This window comes from Butyrivibrio sp. (assembly GCF_017940685.1).
GTDB lineage: Bacteria > Bacillota > Clostridia > Lachnospirales > Lachnospiraceae > Butyrivibrio.
In genome coordinates this window covers 1-18,112 of the sequence record NZ_JAGAYD010000036.1, presented here as the reverse complement: position 1 = coordinate 18,112, position 18,112 = coordinate 1, and the positions used below count along the sequence as shown (strand labels likewise).

16 protein-coding genes and 1 pseudogene are annotated in these 18,112 nt (G+C 44.3%); 1 reads left to right on the top strand and 16 read right to left on the bottom strand.

All coding sequences use genetic code 11. The features are described from left to right. From J6I68_RS02745 to J6I68_RS02670, 16 genes and pseudogenes are all read right to left on the bottom strand, one after another. Window positions 1-413: pseudogene (locus J6I68_RS02745) on the bottom strand (electron transporter RnfC); the annotation flags it as partial. A gap of 126 nt (window positions 414-539) precedes the next feature. Then, window positions 540-1,736, bottom strand: coding sequence for a ribonuclease H-like domain-containing protein (locus J6I68_RS02740; RefSeq protein ID WP_292217157.1), 1,197 nt, complete (start codon window positions 1,734-1,736; stop codon window positions 540-542). Window positions 1,737-1,853: 117 nt separating this feature from the next. Continuing rightward, window positions 1,854-2,633 carry a CheR family methyltransferase gene (locus tag J6I68_RS02735; RefSeq protein WP_292203748.1) on the bottom strand — a complete coding sequence of 260 codons (780 nt, stop codon included), beginning with the start codon at window positions 2,631-2,633 and terminating at the stop codon, window positions 1,854-1,856. A gap of 123 nt (window positions 2,634-2,756) precedes the next feature. Further along, window positions 2,757-3,806: an ABC transporter substrate-binding protein gene (locus J6I68_RS02730; RefSeq protein WP_292217156.1), complete on the bottom strand. Its 1,050-nt coding sequence runs from the start codon at window positions 3,804-3,806 to the stop codon at window positions 2,757-2,759. A 15-nt stretch (window positions 3,807-3,821) separates the two neighbouring features. Then, window positions 3,822-4,823: an ABC transporter permease subunit gene (locus J6I68_RS02725; RefSeq protein WP_292217159.1), complete on the bottom strand. Its 1,002-nt coding sequence runs from the start codon at window positions 4,821-4,823 to the stop codon at window positions 3,822-3,824. Window positions 4,824-4,859: 36 nt separating this feature from the next. Then, on the bottom strand, window positions 4,860-5,921 hold the full coding sequence (locus J6I68_RS02720) for an ABC transporter permease (RefSeq protein WP_292217154.1): 1,062 nt from the start codon (window positions 5,919-5,921) through the stop codon (window positions 4,860-4,862). A gap of 3 nt (window positions 5,922-5,924) precedes the next feature. Next, on the bottom strand, window positions 5,925-7,433 hold the full coding sequence (locus tag J6I68_RS02715; RefSeq protein WP_292217153.1) for a sugar ABC transporter ATP-binding protein: 1,509 nt from the start codon (window positions 7,431-7,433) through the stop codon (window positions 5,925-5,927). 68 nt (window positions 7,434-7,501) lie between these two features. After that, a complete protein-coding gene (locus J6I68_RS02710; RefSeq protein WP_292217150.1) occupies window positions 7,502-8,494 on the bottom strand; it encodes an ABC transporter substrate-binding protein in 993 nt (330 codons plus the stop codon). Between the two features lie 132 nt (window positions 8,495-8,626). Beyond that, complete coding sequence (locus tag J6I68_RS02705) at window positions 8,627-9,967, bottom strand: sensor histidine kinase (RefSeq protein WP_292217149.1); 1,341 nt, start codon at window positions 9,965-9,967, stop codon at window positions 8,627-8,629. Next, the gene (locus tag J6I68_RS02700; protein ID WP_292217146.1) at window positions 9,964-11,583 is read right to left on the bottom strand and encodes a response regulator; all 1,620 of its coding nucleotides are present in this window, start codon (window positions 11,581-11,583) and stop codon (window positions 9,964-9,966) included. Before J6I68_RS02700 ends, J6I68_RS02705 begins: the two co-directional genes overlap by 4 nt. Before the next feature lie 84 nt (window positions 11,584-11,667). After that, entirely contained in the window at window positions 11,668-12,810 is a 1,143-nt protein-coding gene (gene rpsA / locus J6I68_RS02695) for a 30S ribosomal protein S1 (protein ID WP_292217144.1), read from the bottom strand. Continuing rightward, window positions 12,791-13,642: a 4-hydroxy-3-methylbut-2-enyl diphosphate reductase gene (gene ispH / locus J6I68_RS02690; protein WP_292217142.1), complete on the bottom strand. Its 852-nt coding sequence runs from the start codon at window positions 13,640-13,642 to the stop codon at window positions 12,791-12,793. Before ispH ends, rpsA begins: the two co-directional genes overlap by 20 nt. A gap of 107 nt (window positions 13,643-13,749) precedes the next feature. Beyond that, the gene (gene cmk, locus J6I68_RS02685) at window positions 13,750-14,418 is read right to left on the bottom strand and encodes a (d)CMP kinase (protein WP_292217138.1); all 669 of its coding nucleotides are present in this window, start codon (window positions 14,416-14,418) and stop codon (window positions 13,750-13,752) included. A gap of 20 nt (window positions 14,419-14,438) precedes the next feature. Continuing rightward, the gene (locus tag J6I68_RS02680) at window positions 14,439-15,728 is read right to left on the bottom strand and encodes an NAD(P)/FAD-dependent oxidoreductase (protein ID WP_292217134.1); all 1,290 of its coding nucleotides are present in this window, start codon (window positions 15,726-15,728) and stop codon (window positions 14,439-14,441) included. Further along, window positions 15,721-16,671: a MurR/RpiR family transcriptional regulator gene (locus J6I68_RS02675; protein ID WP_292217132.1), complete on the bottom strand. Its 951-nt coding sequence runs from the start codon at window positions 16,669-16,671 to the stop codon at window positions 15,721-15,723. The genes J6I68_RS02680 and J6I68_RS02675 overlap by 8 nt, the downstream gene beginning before the upstream one ends. 10 nt (window positions 16,672-16,681) lie before the next feature. Continuing rightward, entirely contained in the window at window positions 16,682-17,233 is a 552-nt protein-coding gene (locus J6I68_RS02670; RefSeq protein WP_292217129.1) for a TetR/AcrR family transcriptional regulator, read from the bottom strand. Between the two features lie 131 nt (window positions 17,234-17,364). Between J6I68_RS02670 and J6I68_RS02665 the strand changes: the two genes are divergently transcribed. Continuing rightward, the gene (locus J6I68_RS02665; RefSeq protein WP_292217126.1) at window positions 17,365-17,877 is read left to right on the top strand and encodes a shikimate kinase; all 513 of its coding nucleotides are present in this window, start codon (window positions 17,365-17,367) and stop codon (window positions 17,875-17,877) included. The last annotated feature ends 235 nt before the right edge of the window (window positions 17,878-18,112 follow it).

The window sequence follows — 18,112 nt, the reverse complement described above, 5'->3', positions numbered from 1 at the left end:
CCTCCCATACCTACCACTCCGGCCTCACGAACAGCTGCAATCTTGTCCTCTGCAGTCATCTCCTCGTAGGGCTTTAATGGTTTAAACTCAACTTCTTCATACTTCTCATCGTTCTCAACGATGATACAGTCGCACATAGCTCCTGTTGCCAGACGTCTCTTTTCAATAGACTTAACTGTTCCTGATACAGTTGAAAAGATCGGTGCAGAAACAAAGCCACCAGCTTCTGCGATCTTCTGGCCTGTCAGGACGTGGTCACCCACTGCAACAATAGGCTTGGCGGGCGCGCCGATATGCTGTGATACCGGATACACCAGTTCCCCTTTTGGGAAAACTATTTTGATGGGCTTATCCTTGGAAAGCTCTTTGCCTTCGTAGGGATGAATTCCACCAGTAAAAGTACCTCTTGCCATTTTCCTACCTTCCTCCATTTTTTTATGTCAACTCTTTTGTGAAAAGAGCTGATAATCTACCTATAATTATACTATCATTTGCCAGATATTTTTTGATTAGCATCAAACTTTATATAGTTAGTTTTTTCACGAATCAAGGATATGTGCTATCACATGTGAAGCGTACAGACTCATGGCAAACCTGCTCTTTTTCATGTTCTCATTGAGGTCAAAAAAGAAACTGTTATCCTCGTAGTCTTTCTTAAAGAATGGGGCAAAACAAAGATCCCACTCCCTTAAATACTGCCCTGTTTTTTTGGTGTAGCAGTTTGCGGCAGTTGCCTTTTCCCTGTGAGCCTTATCTACAAACTCAGCAAGAGACTTGTGGATCGCCACGTCCTCCTGGGGCAGATAATAGTAGTCCTTGTAATTAGAGTAAAAATACTTAAGCTCTGTCTCATACAGCGGAACGCGAAGTGTAGCCTCGCTCCCTTCTGCCTTAAAGTAGCACCCTTCCACATTACCGGCCAGTGATGATGGAAGCTCATAGGGGAGCCTCAGCTTCATGAAGACTTCACTCTTTTCCCTGCCATCATAGTCTTTAAACCTGTTGGCTGATACCTTAACGGCTCTTACAGGGAGAGTGCCAGAAAGGCCATCCATGTAGCTGTTTTCATCAATCTCTTCATCGGTCCTTACAGAAACCTCAGGCATGTTCTTGAACTGCTTAAAGAAAGAGTCGTAATACAGCATTGGCAAAAGCCCGAACATTCCCTTTACATCCTCAAAGTTATGCAGAAGGAGAAGGCGCTTGCTCTCTTCATCTCTTTTCTGGACGAAAGTATTGTAAACCGGGATGAGCTTGCCTCCGTCGTACTGATCCTGCCTGTCAATGCCAAGATATAACTCTATGGTCTTTTGCTTGCAGTCAGGGAGCCCCAGCTGTTTCTTGTAGTTCTTGACAGCTTTATACAGGTCAAAAGAGTCCATATCTGCCGTAGGATCAGCAAGACCATGCTTTTCATACTTGGCTTGCAAAAATGGGATATCAAACCTGTCGCCGTTAAAGTGGACCAGCTTTTTAAAGCCCTTTGAAAACTCTGAAAACGCAGAAAGGATCTCCTTCTCATCTGCCGGCGACTCTGCCATGAACTGGATGATGTTCCAGTCACTACCTGCCAGGTAAGAAACGCCAATAAGGTAAATGTCCGATGTCTTAGGTGAAAGGCCTGTTGTTTCGATATCGATAAAAAGAATCTCCCGCTCATCACAGGAAAGGTTCTTTAACAGGATCTCCATATCTTCTTTTTTAGGTCTCTCAATTATTTCGTTTGTTCGAATCATGCTGTCCCTCTTTCCGAAATCACCTACCCTACTAGTATATCAAATTTTTTGCACAAAAAAAATCCCAAAAGCCGCAGAAAATGTGGCCTTTGGGATGATTATACCAGTCTATGTATTTTATGGTTTCTCGTAGTAGAAAGAGTTCTTTCTCACAAAGCCGATCTCCTTGTAGTTGATGATCTGCTCTGTACTTCCGATAAAGAGGATTCCACCTGAAGCAAGGTTTGCGTAGTACTTTCTGAAAATGTCGTCCTTGGCTTCCTCTGTGAAGTAGATAAGAACGTTTCTGCAAACGATAAGGTGCATGTCCTTTGGATATGGATCGCGAAGAAGGTCTGCCTGTTTGAAGGTAACGCGGGATGTGATCTCGCTACTAACCTTCATCTTACCATCTGCTGTCTCTGTGAAGTATTTCTTTTTAAACTCCTCAGGGACATTCTGAACTTCCTTCTTGTCATAGATAGCAGCCTTAGCCTTGGCAAGTACTACTGCATCAAGGTCTGTTGCTATTACGCTGATCTGATTAAGAGGAATGTGCTTTGAGAGCATCATAACGATGGTGTATGGCTCATCACCTGTTGAGCAGGCTGCACTCCAGATTTTTAAGTTCTTACCAAACTTACTCATAAGCTCTGGAACCATCTCTTTATCCATGAGCTCCCACTGTTCCTTGTTTCTAAAGAACTCTGAAACGTTGATGGTAAGATATGTAACAAAAGAATCAAGGGCTTCCCTGTCCTTCTTTATAAGATCAAGGAATCCGTCGTAGCCATTAACCTCATATTTGCCGATAAGAGTATCGATCCTTCTCTTCATCTGTTTCTCTTTGTAGGCGTTAAGGTCAATCTTGGTAAGGTCATAAACTCCCTTTTTGAACCACTCGTAATCAGCTGCCATACAGTTCCATTTCCTCCTAGTGTTAAATTTAATGACATAGTCACTAATATAATTCTAAACTGTTTCAAATTGTATGTAAAATGAAATAATTATAAATATAATATCGTTATATTCCGCAAATTGTCAAAACTCATTGTCCACTGAATAGGTGGTATCTCCAACCGTCACTTCCTTTACGGAAGGCTCGGCGCTAAAGAGCTTCTCATCTACATAGTTAAATTTCTGGTAAGGAGCGCCATTTTCAATTGAATGTATAAGGGTACTCACTCTTGGGCCATGGAGTGGATTACACTCTGCAATGCAGGATATCTTTCCTTCCCTTGCGTACTCAAGGGCTGTTTCGTTGACGCCGTCAAAAGAGACTATCATTATCTCGCCCTTCTGGATGTTGGAACCCACTTTTTTCCCGGCGCTTTCTATGGCGTCTATGGCGCCGATGGCCATGTTGTCGTTCTCACAGTAGACCACGTTGATGTCGTCAAAGCGCTTTAAAAGGGCTGCCATGACCTCTCTTCCTCTGTTCTCTGTAAAATCTCCGCTTATCTCTGCCCGAAGGTCCCAGCCATTGTCCCTTGCAGCATTGGCAAGGCCTCTGGTCCTTCCTATCTGGGCTGTTGAGCCTTCACTTCCCTGGATATTTACAATATGAAGATCCGAAGCCTCAACGCCCTTACCCTCTGTATAAGCCTTGATCCAGGCTGCCATCTTCTGGCCCTCAAGCTCAAAGTCAGAACCAACCCAGCATGAATAGAGGTTTTTGTCAGAGGTGTTAACTCTTCTGTCAACTAAGATCACAGGGATATTAGCTTCTCTTGCCTCAGCAAGCACAGTCTCCCATCCGCTCTCTGTAGCAGGTGCAAGGACTATGTAATCCACCTCCTGCTGAATAAAGGTCCTGATGGCGGTTATCTGATTGGCCTGTTTTTGCTGACCGTTTTTATAGATCAGGGAATAACCGTTTTCCTCAGAAAGGGCAGAAAGCATTGAGTCAGTGTTGGCACTTCGCCAATCTGACTCTGCCCCCAACTGAGAGAAGCCGACGGTAATTAAATCGTCGGCTTTTTCATATTCTTCACTTGACTCCGGAATAGTTTCCGGGGTAATGGCCCCGCAGCCTGTAAATAGAGAAAGGGAAAGGACAAGCAGGGCCATGAGCATGTATTTCTTTTTCATATTAAGGATCTACCTTCAGCTCTTAAGCACTTTGTTTTTCTGAGCCATTACAACTGACTGGATAAGAAGGAAGATGCACAGCATAGCTGCGATAGTGATACCTGTCCACCAGGCCTCATCAAGACCTGCAGATGCAACTATGTTCTGAATGGTGCTAAGTGAAAGAACACCAAACAAAGTTCCAATGATATTACCAACACCACCTGTAAGCATTGTTCCACCAATGATAGAGGAAGCGATGGCGTTCATCTCCATACCCATTGCATGGCTGGCTGAGCCTGAACCTACATGAAGGAAGTAAACGTATCCGCCGATACCTGCAAGAGTTGAGCAGATAAGGTGTGAAAGGAACTTGGTCCTCTTAACGTTGATACCCATCATAAGGGCACTCTGTTTATTACCACCTACGGCGTAGAAGCTTCTTCCAAGCTTGGTCCATCTAAGCACTATAAACAATATTACCATAATTATCAGTGCTACGATCACACCAATTTCTACATATGCAGGAACATAGATACCTTTTTTGTTAACTGATCCAAGGAAAGGCACATTGATACGTGTATCCTTAAGTGCCATGAACTCAGGATCTGCAACGTTGAAAGGTGCTGTGTTTACGATGGTTGTCATACCTCTTGCAAAGAACATTCCTGCAAGGGATACGATAAAGGGCTGGATATCAAGGTAAGCTACCAAAAAGCCCTGAACAAGTCCAAATGCAACACCTATGGCAAGAGCAAGAAGTACTGACCCCAAGATACTGCCGCCCTTCATATCAAGGTAAACTGCGCAGCTCATGGAAACAAGAGCAACTACGCCGCCTACAGAGATATCGATTCCGCCAGAGATCATTACGATACTCATTCCTGTTGCGGTAATGATAAGTGCTGCGTTGGCATTTAAGATGTTAAAGAACATCTGTGGCTTGGTAAATCCGCCGCCCTGGAACAGGATCGCCCCAAGGTACATAAGTACAAATATCACGATAGTGATGGTAAGAAGAAGGCTTGTGTCATTCATCTTATTAAAGATGCTTACTTTTTTCTTGTCAGTCACTTATGCCGCCTCCTTTCTCATAAAGGGCACTTTCTTAAAGAGCTGTGCCATGTAGTCTCTGACTGTTGGTGCAGAGAATACTACAAGAAGGATAACTACAACAGCCTTGTAAGCAGCAAGGGCATCGGACTGCACGTTGAACTTATAAAGAGTTGTTGTAAGGAACTGGATAACATATGCTCCAAGGATTGAGGACCACATGTTGAACTTACCACCTGAAAGTGAGTTACCGCCAAGGGCAACAGCAAGGATTGCGTCCATCTCAATGTCTTTTGCAATAACTGAGTAGTTGATAGTTGACAGACGGCTAACCTTGATAAGGGCAGCTACTGCAACACAAAGACCCAGGATAACAAAGCTGATGAACTTGATAAGTGTAGGGTTGATACCGTTAAGTCTTGAGGAACTTTCGTTGATACCAACTGCCTGTGTGTAAAGCCCAAGGTTTGTGAACTTAAGCACCAGGGCTATGATAACTATACAGATCGCCACAATGAAAACTGTTGTGGGAATCGGAATACCAGGGATAAATCCTCCAAAGTATGAGAACTTAGGATCTGGAACGATAGGAAGCTCGTTGTTGTTGATCCATGCTGCAATTGAACGACCTGCAGTAAACAGGATAAGTGTAGCGATCATTGGCTGGATCTTGAAAAGAGCTACCAGCGCGCCGTTAAAGGCACCACACAGCATTCCTACAACGCAGGCTACCAAAAATGCCACAATGATTGGAGCCTGGATGGTCTCAGGTCTTGAGTTTCCACCACAGAGGACTCTCAGCATAGCAGAACCAGCAATAGCAATTGTTGCACCTACTGAAATATCCTGTCCGCCTGAAGCAGCAGTAACGAGAGTCATACCGATCGCCAGGATTCCAAGCTCTGAGCCATAGTCCAGAATTGTGATAAGGTATCCTGAAAGAACCGGATATCCTGCGTTGTTGGTTCCGAGGGTTACCTTAAAGAACCCCGGATCGTTTATCAGATTTATTACCGCCAGAAGAATAAGTGCCATCAGCGGTATAAAGAGCTGATTAGATGTGATTTTCTTTAGATTAGACATACCTTATTCGCCTCCTGCGATAGTACTCATGATCTTGTTCTGAGTAAGGTCTTCTCCTGACAGTTCCCCTACTACCTTCCTATCGCGCATAACTACAAGTCTTGAGCAGGTCCTTAGCATCTCATCTGTCTCTGAAGAGATGAAGGTTACGCTCATTCCCTCAGACGCAAGCTCTAAAACGAGCTTCTGGATATCTACCTTGGTTCCTACATCGATACCTCTTGTAGGCTCATCAAGGATCAGATACTCAGGGTGCATAAGGAGCCACCTTGCAAGGATAACCTTCTGCTGATTGCCGCCAGAAAGTGATTTTATAGGAGTTTCAGATGAAGCTGTCTTGATGTTTAGCTTCTTGATATACTCCTCGGCGAAGGCTTCTGCCTTTGCCTTTGAAAATGGCTTAAAGAATCCGGTCATAACCTGAAGTGCCATGATGATGTTATCTCTTACTGAAAGGTCTCCTATGATACCATCAACCTTTCTGTCTTCAGGCAGGTATGCAATACCATTCTTCATGGCATCTAAGGGCTTATTTATCTTAACTTCCTTGCCATGAACCTTGACCTTACCTCCAAGGATCCTGTCAGCGCCAAAGATTGCTCTTACACACTCACTTCGTCCAGAACCAAGAAGTCCGGTAAAGCCGTTGACTTCACCCTTTTTGATGTGGAAGTCAAAAGGCTTAATACCTGCATCACTCTGAAGCTGTTCTGCCTCAAATACTGTTTCGTCTGCATCAGCGCCGTGATATCCGCCGCCTTCACCCTTTATGTCTGATAGATCATCCATTTCCTTGCCAAGCATCTTGGCAACAAGCTGTACCCTTGGAAGATCCTTGATCTCGTATTCACCCACAAGCTGACCATCCCTAAGGACAGTGATCTTGTCACATACTTCATAAACCTGATCCAGAAAGTGTGTTACAAAGATGATACCTACGCCCATAGCCTTAAGGTCTCTCATAAGGCCAAAGAGCTTTTCAACCTCCTGCTCATCCAGTGAAGATGTAGGCTCATCCAGGATCAGTACCTTACAGTCCATATCCACAGCTCTGGCGATGGCAACCATCTGCTGAACAGCGATTGAGCAGTTAGACAGCTGCTGAGTAGCCATTGCAGGAATATCCAGCATCTTAAGGAGCTTGTCTGCATCAGCGTTCATCTCTTTCCAGTTGGTAAGAGCGCTCTTTTCTCTGCCGATAAACATATTCTCTGCAACTGTGAGGTTAGGACAAAGAGTTATTTCCTGATATACAGTGCTTATTCCAAGTTTCTGGGCATCCTGAGGCGAGTGGATCTGGACCTCCCCTGATCCAGCAAGCTCAATGGTGCCAGCATCCTTGGTATATACACCAGTCAAAACTTTTATAAGCGTTGATTTTCCAGCGCCGTTCTCTCCCATCAGTGCATGGATCTCGCCCTTTTCCAGTTTAAAGTCCACATTCTGAAGTGCCCGTACGCCCGGAAATGATTTGTTGATTCCACGCATCTGTAATACTGTGGTTTCATTCATATGCCGGTCCTCTTTTCTCTTAAAAAAGGCGCAGCAGTCAACGCCGCTGCGCCCTAAAGTACTTATTATCAGATTCCGTAGTTATCTACATCATCCTGTGTGATTGTTGTAGCATCAAAGCCCTTCTCATCCATGATGATAGTCTTCTCTGAAAGTGTCTCACCTGCCTCAAGCTTCTTGATGATGTCATCGATGTAGCTTGACTGGAAAGGATTGCACTGTCCATCGTAGTTCCAGTTCTGAGCAAGAAGCTCTTCAAGAGCCCACTTGTTGCAGTCAAATCCCATAACTACTACGTCCTTACCAACACCGTGTGAGATACCTGCAGCGTCAAGAGCTGCAACAGCACCCTTAGCCATATCGTCGTTCTCTGCATAGATTACGTTGAATGGTGTGCCAGCATCGATAACTGACTGAACGATCTGCTGAGCCTTCTCTGCGTTCCACTCAGCTGTCTGCTGTTTAACGATGTTCCAGTTAGACTCTGCAGCAACCTTTGCATCAAGAGCGCCTGATCTTCCCTGCTGAGCAGCTGATCCCATAACACCCTGGATGTGGATTACGTTGTACTCTGAAAGGTTCTGGCCTGCAAGCCAATCAACAGCTGTCTGGCCTTCTTTTGCCATGTCAGATACGATAGATGCTTCGTAAAGTGAAGGATCTGCGTCGATTGTACGGTCGAAAAGGATAACCTTTACGCCTGCTGCCTGAGCATCCTTAAGAACTGAATCCCAGCCTGCTGTGTCAGCAGCTGAAAGAAGAAGATAATCAACTTCGTCCTGGATGAAGTTCTGAGCGTACTGAATCTGCTCGTCGTTCTTTAAGCTGTAAGCAAATGAAGCTTCGTAGCCGTTAGCCTCTGTGAACTTAGCCTTAAGATCAGCGTCGTTAGCTGTACGATAACCTGACTCGTTAGGATCGTTGTTGATGATACCAACTTTGATCTTTCCGCCAGATGATGCAGGAGCTGAACCTGAAGATGCAGGTGCTGCGCTGCCACATGCTACAAGACTAAGTGTCATTGCAGATGCCATAAGAACTGCCAATACTCTTTTCATCATAATACTTATTCCTCCTAAGTAGTTTGAATCCGTAAGGACCATTCCTTACTTAATTACTATTCTAGAGAAAATAAGTAAAATAACCATTAAATAAAACATGAAAAAAGGTTGGATTTTTTATTTTAATTTCATTTAGTTTGATTTTTTTACGATTTCGTTTGATTTTTTCGGCAGACGGATCGTAACTGTAGTTCCCTCATCGTAAACAGAGTCGATGGAAAGTCCGTATTCATCGCCAAAATCAAGTTTTATTCTCTGGTTTACATTGTAAAGTCCGTATATCTTTTTTGAATCAGGACTGCTATCTGTAAGACCGTCTCTTACTTCCTTAAGTCTATCCGGCTCCATTCCAATGCCATTGTCTGAAACCGTGATAATGTAGTCACCTCCATCCTCTCTGCCGGTTACAGATATCTTGCCTCCACCTCTCTTTTCCTTGATGCCGTGGTAGAGGGCGTTCTCAACAACAGGCTGAACTGTTATCTTGGGGATCTCGTTTATGTACAGCTCCTCAGGAACGTCTATCTCATAGTCAAGAATGTCCTGGTACCTTATCTGCTGTATCTCCAGGTAGCTCCTTACGTGGGAAAGCTCCTCACGGATGGTCACTATCTCTTTTCCCTTGTTGAGAGAAGACCTGAAAAACTCTGAAAGAGACCCTACCATCTTAACAACCTGCTTCTCATTGCCAGCCTCTGCGGACCAGACTATGGCATCTAAGGTATTATAGAGAAAGTGCGGATTTATCTGGGCCTGAAGAAGTTCAAACTCGGCCTTTCGAAGCTGCTTTTGCTCTCTTGTGACCTGTTCCTCAATAGGTCTTGTGATGATAAGTGGTCCAACGATTGAGATAATACCAATTGAAATGATGGTCACCACAAGGATTGCTGTAAGGAGCTTGATGATATCCAGGTAGTACTGCCTGTTCTGCTCCTGAGCTGTCTGGATCTGCCTGTTTTCGTAGTAGATATACTCGTTTATGGTCTCCTGCAAAAGAGATGTCACGATCTGAACGTCGTTCTCCCAAATCAGCATGTTGTCTTCATAGCGGTTGTCGTAGTCAAGATTCTCAATGATATTGCCAATGTACCCCTCAAGGTTATTGAGGTACTTCTCGGCGCTGCCCAGCCTCTTTTTGTTGTCTGGAGTATCAGTGATCAGCTTAAGAGAATTTACTACCCCTCTTGCATCTGCAAGGAGGGATGGGATGTTGGAATCCTCAGGCATTACGTTACCTACGATCAAAAGATAAGTCTCATAGTCAAAGTCTTCCTTGAAGTCCAGACTGAACTCAGAAGCTACAACCACGGAGTTTAGCATGTCATTATATCTGACATTTATGAGGTACAGATTGTAAAAGGCGTAGATCATAAACACCAGGTTAGGAAGAAGCAGAACAATGTAGGACAGCCTTATCTGCGAAGCCAGGCGGGATTTATTTGTATTTTTCACTTTCCCGAAGAGCTCTCTCATTCTGCAGCCTCCTCTTTGGATCTGCCTCTATACTGGGTTGTGGTCATACCTTGCGTCTTTTTAAACAGATATGAAAAATAGTGAGGGTCTTTGTAGCCCACAAGAAGGCTTATCTCTGCGCTCTTTTTTGAGGTTCCAAGGAGCATCTCTTTTGCCTTCTCAAGCCTGTAGTCTGTCAGGTACTTGATAAAGGTCTGTCCTGTCTCCTGCCTGAACACCGCACTCAAGTGATTTGGCGAGAAGTTCACGTGGGCAGCCAGCTTATTAAGGGACAGCTCATCGTCACTAAAGTTATCATCGATATATGCCATAACTTCCTTCACCACATCGCGATAAGAGCCTGACGAAGTATCCTTTCTAAGGACTATGGCCTTTTTAAGGATCTCTAAAAGGTAGTCGTAGGTCTTTTTCTCATCTGCAAGAAGCTCTGAAGCAGGAATCTGGTCTCCAAGCTTTCCCCTGTCAAGGAGAAGGTCGTTCTCCACAAAGTCAGCCACACAAAAATACACATCCATGGCAATGTACTGCCTCAGCATATTGGACCTTAAGGCGTCCTGTCCCATTCCATCAAAGAACTCCTGCAGGAAGTACTCAGCCTCAGATTCCTCTCCTCTTCTCAGGAACTCTTTTACATGGCGCCTGTCAATGTGCCTTGGATCAATCTCAGATAGGATGATGTCATCGCCCTTTCCGTGAACCGGTCCCTCTGAGCCCACGAGAAAATCATTGCCTGTAGTGAGGTACAGGTGGGCAAAGGCGCGGCTTGCAAGCTTATAGCAGGTTGGGATATCTGTGATCCTCTCTACTGCCTTTCCTATTCCGCCGAAGTACTTGATATTTGGATACTGGGAAAAAAGCTTTTTCATCTGGGTAGTGCAACCACTGACCTTAGCTTCTGTGTCCTGCTGCGAATCACCCTTTATAAGTATCGCCTTGCCATCAAGGTTCACATCAAAGATAGCACCGCCTATGTCTTCAACTATCTGAGAAACCTGGTCAGATATCTTTACAACAGTGTTTGAGAACTCTCCGCTCTCATGCTTGATGGACCAGACCTTAAGAAGGATTATATTGTAGCTAAGACCTGTTATGTCTATAGACAGCTCTTTTGCCCTCTTAAGGAGATATGGAAGTTCTCTTGTGCCTGTGACCAGATCCTTAAAAAAGTCCTGCTTATCCAGCTCAGTCCTCTCCTTCATATCCTCTTCGTATTTCTTTCTGATCTCAAGCTCCCTGTTTTTCTCCTCAAGCTTTTCAGCCACAAGGCCTATCTCTTTTAAAAGATTCTCAGCACTAATAGGCTTTGAAAGATATGATGATACGCCAATCTTTATTGCTTCCTTGGCGTACTCAAAATCTTCATAGCCTGTTAAAAGAATTATCTCAGTGTTTGGAAATTCCGCCTTGACCATGCGGCTTAAAGTGAGCCCATCCATAAAGGGCATCTTGATATCAGTTATGAGAATATCCGGCTTTAGCTTTTGTATCATGGAGTAAGCCAGTTCCCCATCGCCAGCTTCTCCACAAAACTCATAGCCGTTCTGATTCCAGTCGATCTTGTTTTTTATCCCCTCGCGGACGACAAACTCGTCCTCCGCCAAAAATACTTTCAGCATTTCCCCAAATTCCTTTTTACAATTATCCTATAAACAAAAAGAGGCGGAACAAGTTCCGCCTCTTAATAGCCAAAAGCTTAATAATTATTCGTTCTCTTCGCTCTGCTCAGCGATAACCTTGTCGATATCAACAGATACTACATCGCCCTCTTCTGCTGGCTCCTCATCCTTCTCAGGAGCGAACATAGCCTTGATTGAAAGGCTGATCTTCTTGTCAGCTTCGTTGAAGTCTACGATCTTAGCCTCAACCTCATCGCCAACCTTAAGTACATCAGCAGGCTTCTCAATGTGCTCTTTTGCGATCTGAGAAACATGAAGAAGTGCATCGATACCAGGCTCAAGCTCTACGAAAGCACCAAAGTCTGTCATCCTTGCAACTTTGCCCTTAACAACGTTGCCTACTGCATACTTCTCAGTTGCATCCTTCCAAGGGTTCTCATTGTCGAACTTTCTTGAAAGAGCGATCTTGCTGCCGTCGATACTCTTAACAAGTACCTTGACTGTATCACCAATCTTGAATACCTTCTTAGGGCTCTCAACTCTGCCCCAGCTCATCTCTGAAATGTGGAGAAGTCCATCTGCACCACCCAGATCAATGAAGGCACCAAAGTCTGTAACGTTCTTAACTACACCGTCAACTACATCGCCAGCCTTGATCGTATCAAAAAGCTTCTTAGCTGCCTCAGCCTTCTCTGCTGTTACGAGCATACGTCTGTTACCGATGTATCTGCGTCTCTTAGGATTGTACTCAGTTACTACGAACTGGATCTCCTGATCCTGATACTTGGAAAGATCCTTCTCATAGCTGTCTGAAACAAGGCTTGCAGGAATGAAGATCCTTACTTCATCAACTACAACTGTAAGTCCACCCTCAAGTACCTGAACAACCTTAGCTGTAAGTACCTCTTTGTTGTTGAAGGCTTCCTCAATTCTCTTGTTGCCTCTGTCAAGGGCAAGTCTCTTGTATGAAAGAATGACCTGACCATCAGCATCGTTGGTCTTAAGGACCTTAACGTCCATTGTGTCGCCAACCTTAACGGCTGTTGTAAGGTCAATACTGTTGTCGTTAGAGTATTCGTTCTTGGTAAGTACACCGTCGGACTTGTAACCAATGTTAAGGATTATCTCGTCAGGCTTAACGTCAATAACAGTTCCCTCAACAACCTCCCCTGTGTGAATTGTTTTGAACGATTCGTTAAGCATCTGTTCAAAAGTTTGTTCTGACATGTTTCTGAACCTCCTCAATAATGTTCTTTGGGGTTGAAGCCCCGGCGGTAATGCCCACTAGTCTGGCCCCATCTGGTATCTCCAGCTTAAGGTCATCAAGTGTCTGAATAAAATATGTGCGATCACATCTCGCAGCGCATATCTCATAGAGTTTTCTTGAATTTGAGCTATGCGAACCGCCTATAACGATCATGACGTCAGCTCTGGATGCGATTTCCTCAGCTTCTGTCTGTCTTTCGTCAGTAGCGTTGCATATAGTATTCACAATATTAATATTGTAACCATAATTATGTAAGATTTCAATGGTTTCTTGAAATTTGTTTTTGTTAAAGGTAGTCTGGGACACCACTGTGTAATCCGCGTTTTTATCAGCGCTGAATTTTTCTGCCATTTCAGGTGACTCCACCACGTAAACATGGCCATTTGCGTAGCTTACAATTCCCTCAACCTCTGGATGAGATTTACTACCTACAACAATGATGCTTTTGCCCTTTAAGCTCTCCTCTTCCACGATCCTGTGGATGCGTTTAACAAAGGGGCAGGTTGCATCTATGATCTCAAGACCTGTCTTTTCTAGACGAGCGTGAACTTCCTTGGTGACTCCATGGGATCTTATTATTACAGTCCCCTCAGTAACGCCCTTCAGGCCATCTACATCCTCGATCACCTTGACGCCTTTGCTCTCAAGGTCTGATACCACGATCTCATTGTGGATGATGGGGCCAAATGTATAAATATTCTGCTTTTTGTTGCTGATCTGTTCGTACACGGTATCAACCGCTTTTGTTACTCCAAAACAGAAACCAGCATGCTCAGCAACTACAACTTCCATAAAATCTCCTTAATGCCGTGCATCATCCAAAAAACTTTTCTCCTCGAGGCTCATCGCTTAACCTCGTCGAAAAGTTTTTTGGATGATGCACTGGTGTATAGATATAGTTAACTATTTTTCGATTGATATAGATTAAGTATCTTTTCCGCTACCTCATCTATAGTCATATCTGATGAATCTAATAAAACTGCATCCTCAGCCTGTTTTAATGGTGAGTTTTCTCTGTGCATGTCGCGGTAATCCCTGTCGATGATATCCTTTTCAATATCATCGATGTTGCACTCAGTTCCCTTGGCGATCAGCTCTTTGTAGCGACGCTCTGCCCGGACTCTGGAGCTGGCTGTAAGGTACACCTTGAGGTTTGCATCAGGAAGTACGACAGTTCCGATATCACGGCCATCCATTACCACATCTGTAGTTTTGGCCATCTTCTGCTGAAGCTCCACAAGTTTTCTGCGAACGTCGCCATTTACACTGCTGGCAGAAGCCATGTTTCCGACTTCCTCAGTCCTGATAAGGCCATTAACGTTCTCTCCGTTAAGGTACACCACCTGTTCGCCGTTTTCATGTTTGATGGTGATATCAGCTGATGTGCAGGTTGCACTTATCTTATCTGCATCACTGGCATCAACTCCCATTTTTATCATGTAAAGAGCCATTGCTCTGTACATTGCTCCTGTATCTACATAGATAAATCCAAGGGATTTAGCCACTTTCTTTGCTATTGTGCTCTTTCCTGCACCTGCTGGTCCATCTATTGCTATGCTCTTACTCATCTAAAAATCCTCCAAAATAATTACTCCTGCGCTGCTGCGCTACTTCCTGCAAGATGTCCTGTTGACCAGGCTGCCTGCAGGTTGAATCCGCCGGTTTCAGTATCCACATCGATCACTTCTCCTGCGAAGTAAAGTCCTGAGATCAGCTTGGACTCCATAGTGGAGGGATCGATTTCTTTTACCTTTATACCGCCTCTGGTTATTATAGCCTCATTAAAGCTCCTTGTCCCCTTTACAGTCATGGGGACGTTTTTAATAAGGTTTACGAAGGCTGCGCGCTCCTGCCTTGTTATATTGTTTACGCTTTTTTCGCCGTCAATTCCAGACAGCTCCACCATTACAGGTACAAGCTTTGACGGGAAAAGAGATGTTATCACGTTTTTAAACTGCTTGTTGGGAGCATCATCAAAGTCCCTGAGAACTCTCTTATCAAGCTGCTCAGTGGTAAGGGCAGGCTTAAGATCAAGAAGGAGCCTTGCTCTTTTTTCTTTTTCATAATGGCAGCTGGCTGTCAGGGCTATTGGTCCACTGATGCCAAAGTGCGTAAAGAGCATCTCGCCAAATCCCTCATAGTCGGGCTTCTTTTTCTTTTTCCCGGGAGCATTGGCTGCCGCCATCTCCTCGTCGTCTTTGTACTGGTACATGTAAAGAGTGACGTTCCTAAGGGACAGCCCCTGAAGTTTACTGCACCAGTTCTCTTCTATCTCGAAGGGTACCAGGGATGGACGGGCAGGAACCACCTCATGTCCCAGGGCCTTGGCAAATCTGTAGCCATCTCCCGTTGAGCCTGTGGAAGGATAAGACATTCCGCCAGTACAGATAATGACCTTGTCAAACTCTTCCCTTGTTATGGGATCATCACCACTTGAATAGGTAACAGCTGATACCTTGCCAGATGCAGCCTCAACCGAATGAACCTCGGTATTAAACAAAACAGAAACACCTGCTTTTTTTACAGCATCGTACAGGGTTTTTATAATATCAGATGAGTGGTCAGAAACAGGAAATACCCTGTCGCCTCTCTCAACCTTTAAATGACAGCCGTTCTTTTCAAAAAAGTTCATGACTTCTGTGTTGTCATAACTGTAGATCGCGCTGTATAAAAACCTGGAGTTACGGATCACGTGGTCAAAATAATCTGTGACGTCGCAGGCATTGGTCACATTGCAGCGTCCTTTTCCTGTTATGTAGATCTTTTTTCCGGGTTTTTCATTCTTTTCAAAAATAGTGACGCTCCCGCTGCCCTGTGCAGCAGCAAGCGCCGCCATCATACCAGCTGCTCCGCAGCCGATAACTGCTATTTTATTCATATTCTTCCTCATCTGAGTTACTGCCAAGGATTCCTGGCAGATGCATTGCCACATCGTCAGAAGCAAAGTCTATCTCATCGTTTAAATAAACCTGATAATTGTTCCAAACCTCTTCAAGCATCTTAAGATCAGCCTTGACCTCATTGGGACGCTTCATGCAAAGAGCAACAACCAGTGCATTTATAACGCTAAGCGGCGCAACCAGTGAATCTACAATGGACGCCATCTCGCTCTTTGCCAGGATATTGCAGGATGAATACAGATTCATTGGAGAATGCACTGAATCAGTAATGGTGATCACCTTGGCATTCCTGTCATTGGCAAACTCCATGCACTTAAGGGTACGCATGGAATATCTAGGGAAGCTGATACCGATGATACAATCCCTATCTCCAATCCTGATCATCTGCTCAAACATCTCGCTGACGCTGGTGGTTTTGATCAGCACATTATTACCTCTTATCATGTTCAGATAAAAGTGCAGGAAATCTGCCAGAGGCTCACAGCTGCGTATTCCAACAATGTAGACGCACCTGGCCTTGAGAATGATATCAACTGCTGTTTTAAAAGCAGCCACATCAATATTATTTATGGTGTGCTCAATATTGGAGATATCAGACTGAAGGATAGATGAAAGGATCTCTCCCTCGCTGCTCTTGCCAAATCTTCTGCCCACCTTTTCAACTGATCCGAACTTGTCAGAAACCCACTCTGCAAGGGACTTCTGAAACTCAGGATATCCATCGTAGCCAAGGCTCATTGCAAACCTGACTACTGTGGACTCACTTACGCCTACTATCTTGCCAAGCTCAGCAGCCTTCATGAAGACCGCCTGCTCGTAGTGCTCTATTACATAGGTTGCAAGGTTCTTTTTTCCCTTGCTCATCCTGGAGTAGCATTCATTGATCCTGGTGATCACATCAACATCTGCATCGAACTTCATATGGTCACCATCAGCGGCCAAATGCCGTGTATGCAGACTCAAGCATTGCTACAGAAGCTGCCTCGTCAAGATCATAATCACCTGTAACAGCCATGCATCCTGCGCCATGGATAAAGATCCACATCTGCATAAAGAGCTGCTGTGCATTGGAAACACCCTTAGCCTGGGCCTTGTTGATCTCTTTTACCACGTTCTCAGAATTGCCGTTTACAAGGTCGTACATGCTCTTGGATTCAGGACCCTGCTCAGAAATGAATAAAAGTCTGAACAGATGTGGGTACTTCTGCGCAAATCCAATATATGCAAGGCCAAGATCCACGAAGGGTACGTCATGGGTCTTGTTAAACTCATCATAGTAATCAAGGTAGTACTCAGCTGCCTTGTCGTAAACGTCCTTTTTTAGGGCATCCATGTTCTCGTAGATACGGAAAATAGGCTGTGTTGAGCAGCCTGCAGCTGCTGCAAGCTTCCTGGATGTGATCTGCTCAAAGCCCTCTTTTCTTGTTATTTTAAACGCCGCGTTAACGATCTCTTTCTGCGTAATAGTTGCTTTTCTGGACATAAGTCTCCTCCCATCATGCCCGCTAATAATTGCGTGCGTTATTATTTTATATTAAGAAAATAGCGGTGTCAATGTACTTTAACGGGCAATATTGTGATAGAATGAAATGAATTTTTTGGAGGAGAAAAGTAATGTCAGATAATAAAAATAACATCATCCTTATTGGAATGCCCACTTCAGGAAAGAGCACAATTGGCGTCATCCTTGCCAAGATCCTTGGATACCGCTTCATTGACGCTGATATCGTCATCCAGGAAAAAGAGGGCCGGAAGCTTTCAAGGATAATCGCAGAGGATGGTGTTGACGGATTTATAGATATCGAAAGCCGCATAAACTCAGAGATAAATGCAGACAAAACCGTTATTGCAACAGGTGGAAGCGTTGTCTACGGGAAAGAGGCCATGGAGCATTACAAAGAGATTGGCACAGTAGTGTACTTAAAGGTAAGCTTCGAAACTTTAAAAAAGCGCCTTCACCACGCAAAGCAAAGAGGGGTGGTCATGAAAGATGGCCAGACTCTCGAGTCTTTGTACGAAGAAAGAAAAGCTCTTTATGAACAGTACGCAGACATAACTGTGGACGAGGGAAGAGACTCCCTTGAAAAGGTCATAGAAAAGGTCTCTGGATATTTTTCAGACAATTAACAAAAATGAATGATGTTTTCTTAAATTAATATAAAAAATTATCGATATTGTGACTACCCATACCTCAGGGTGCTATAATTATTGGACAGGCTTGTATCCTGCATTCCCGCGTTACATAACTATGCTTTCGCGGGAAGCGGTGTGACTCCTAATGCGATATACAATTGTTCCTGCTTTTTCAGGACTTCGCCCACCGTCAGTGCTGTTCCGGGCGCTTCATAACATTCGATGACAT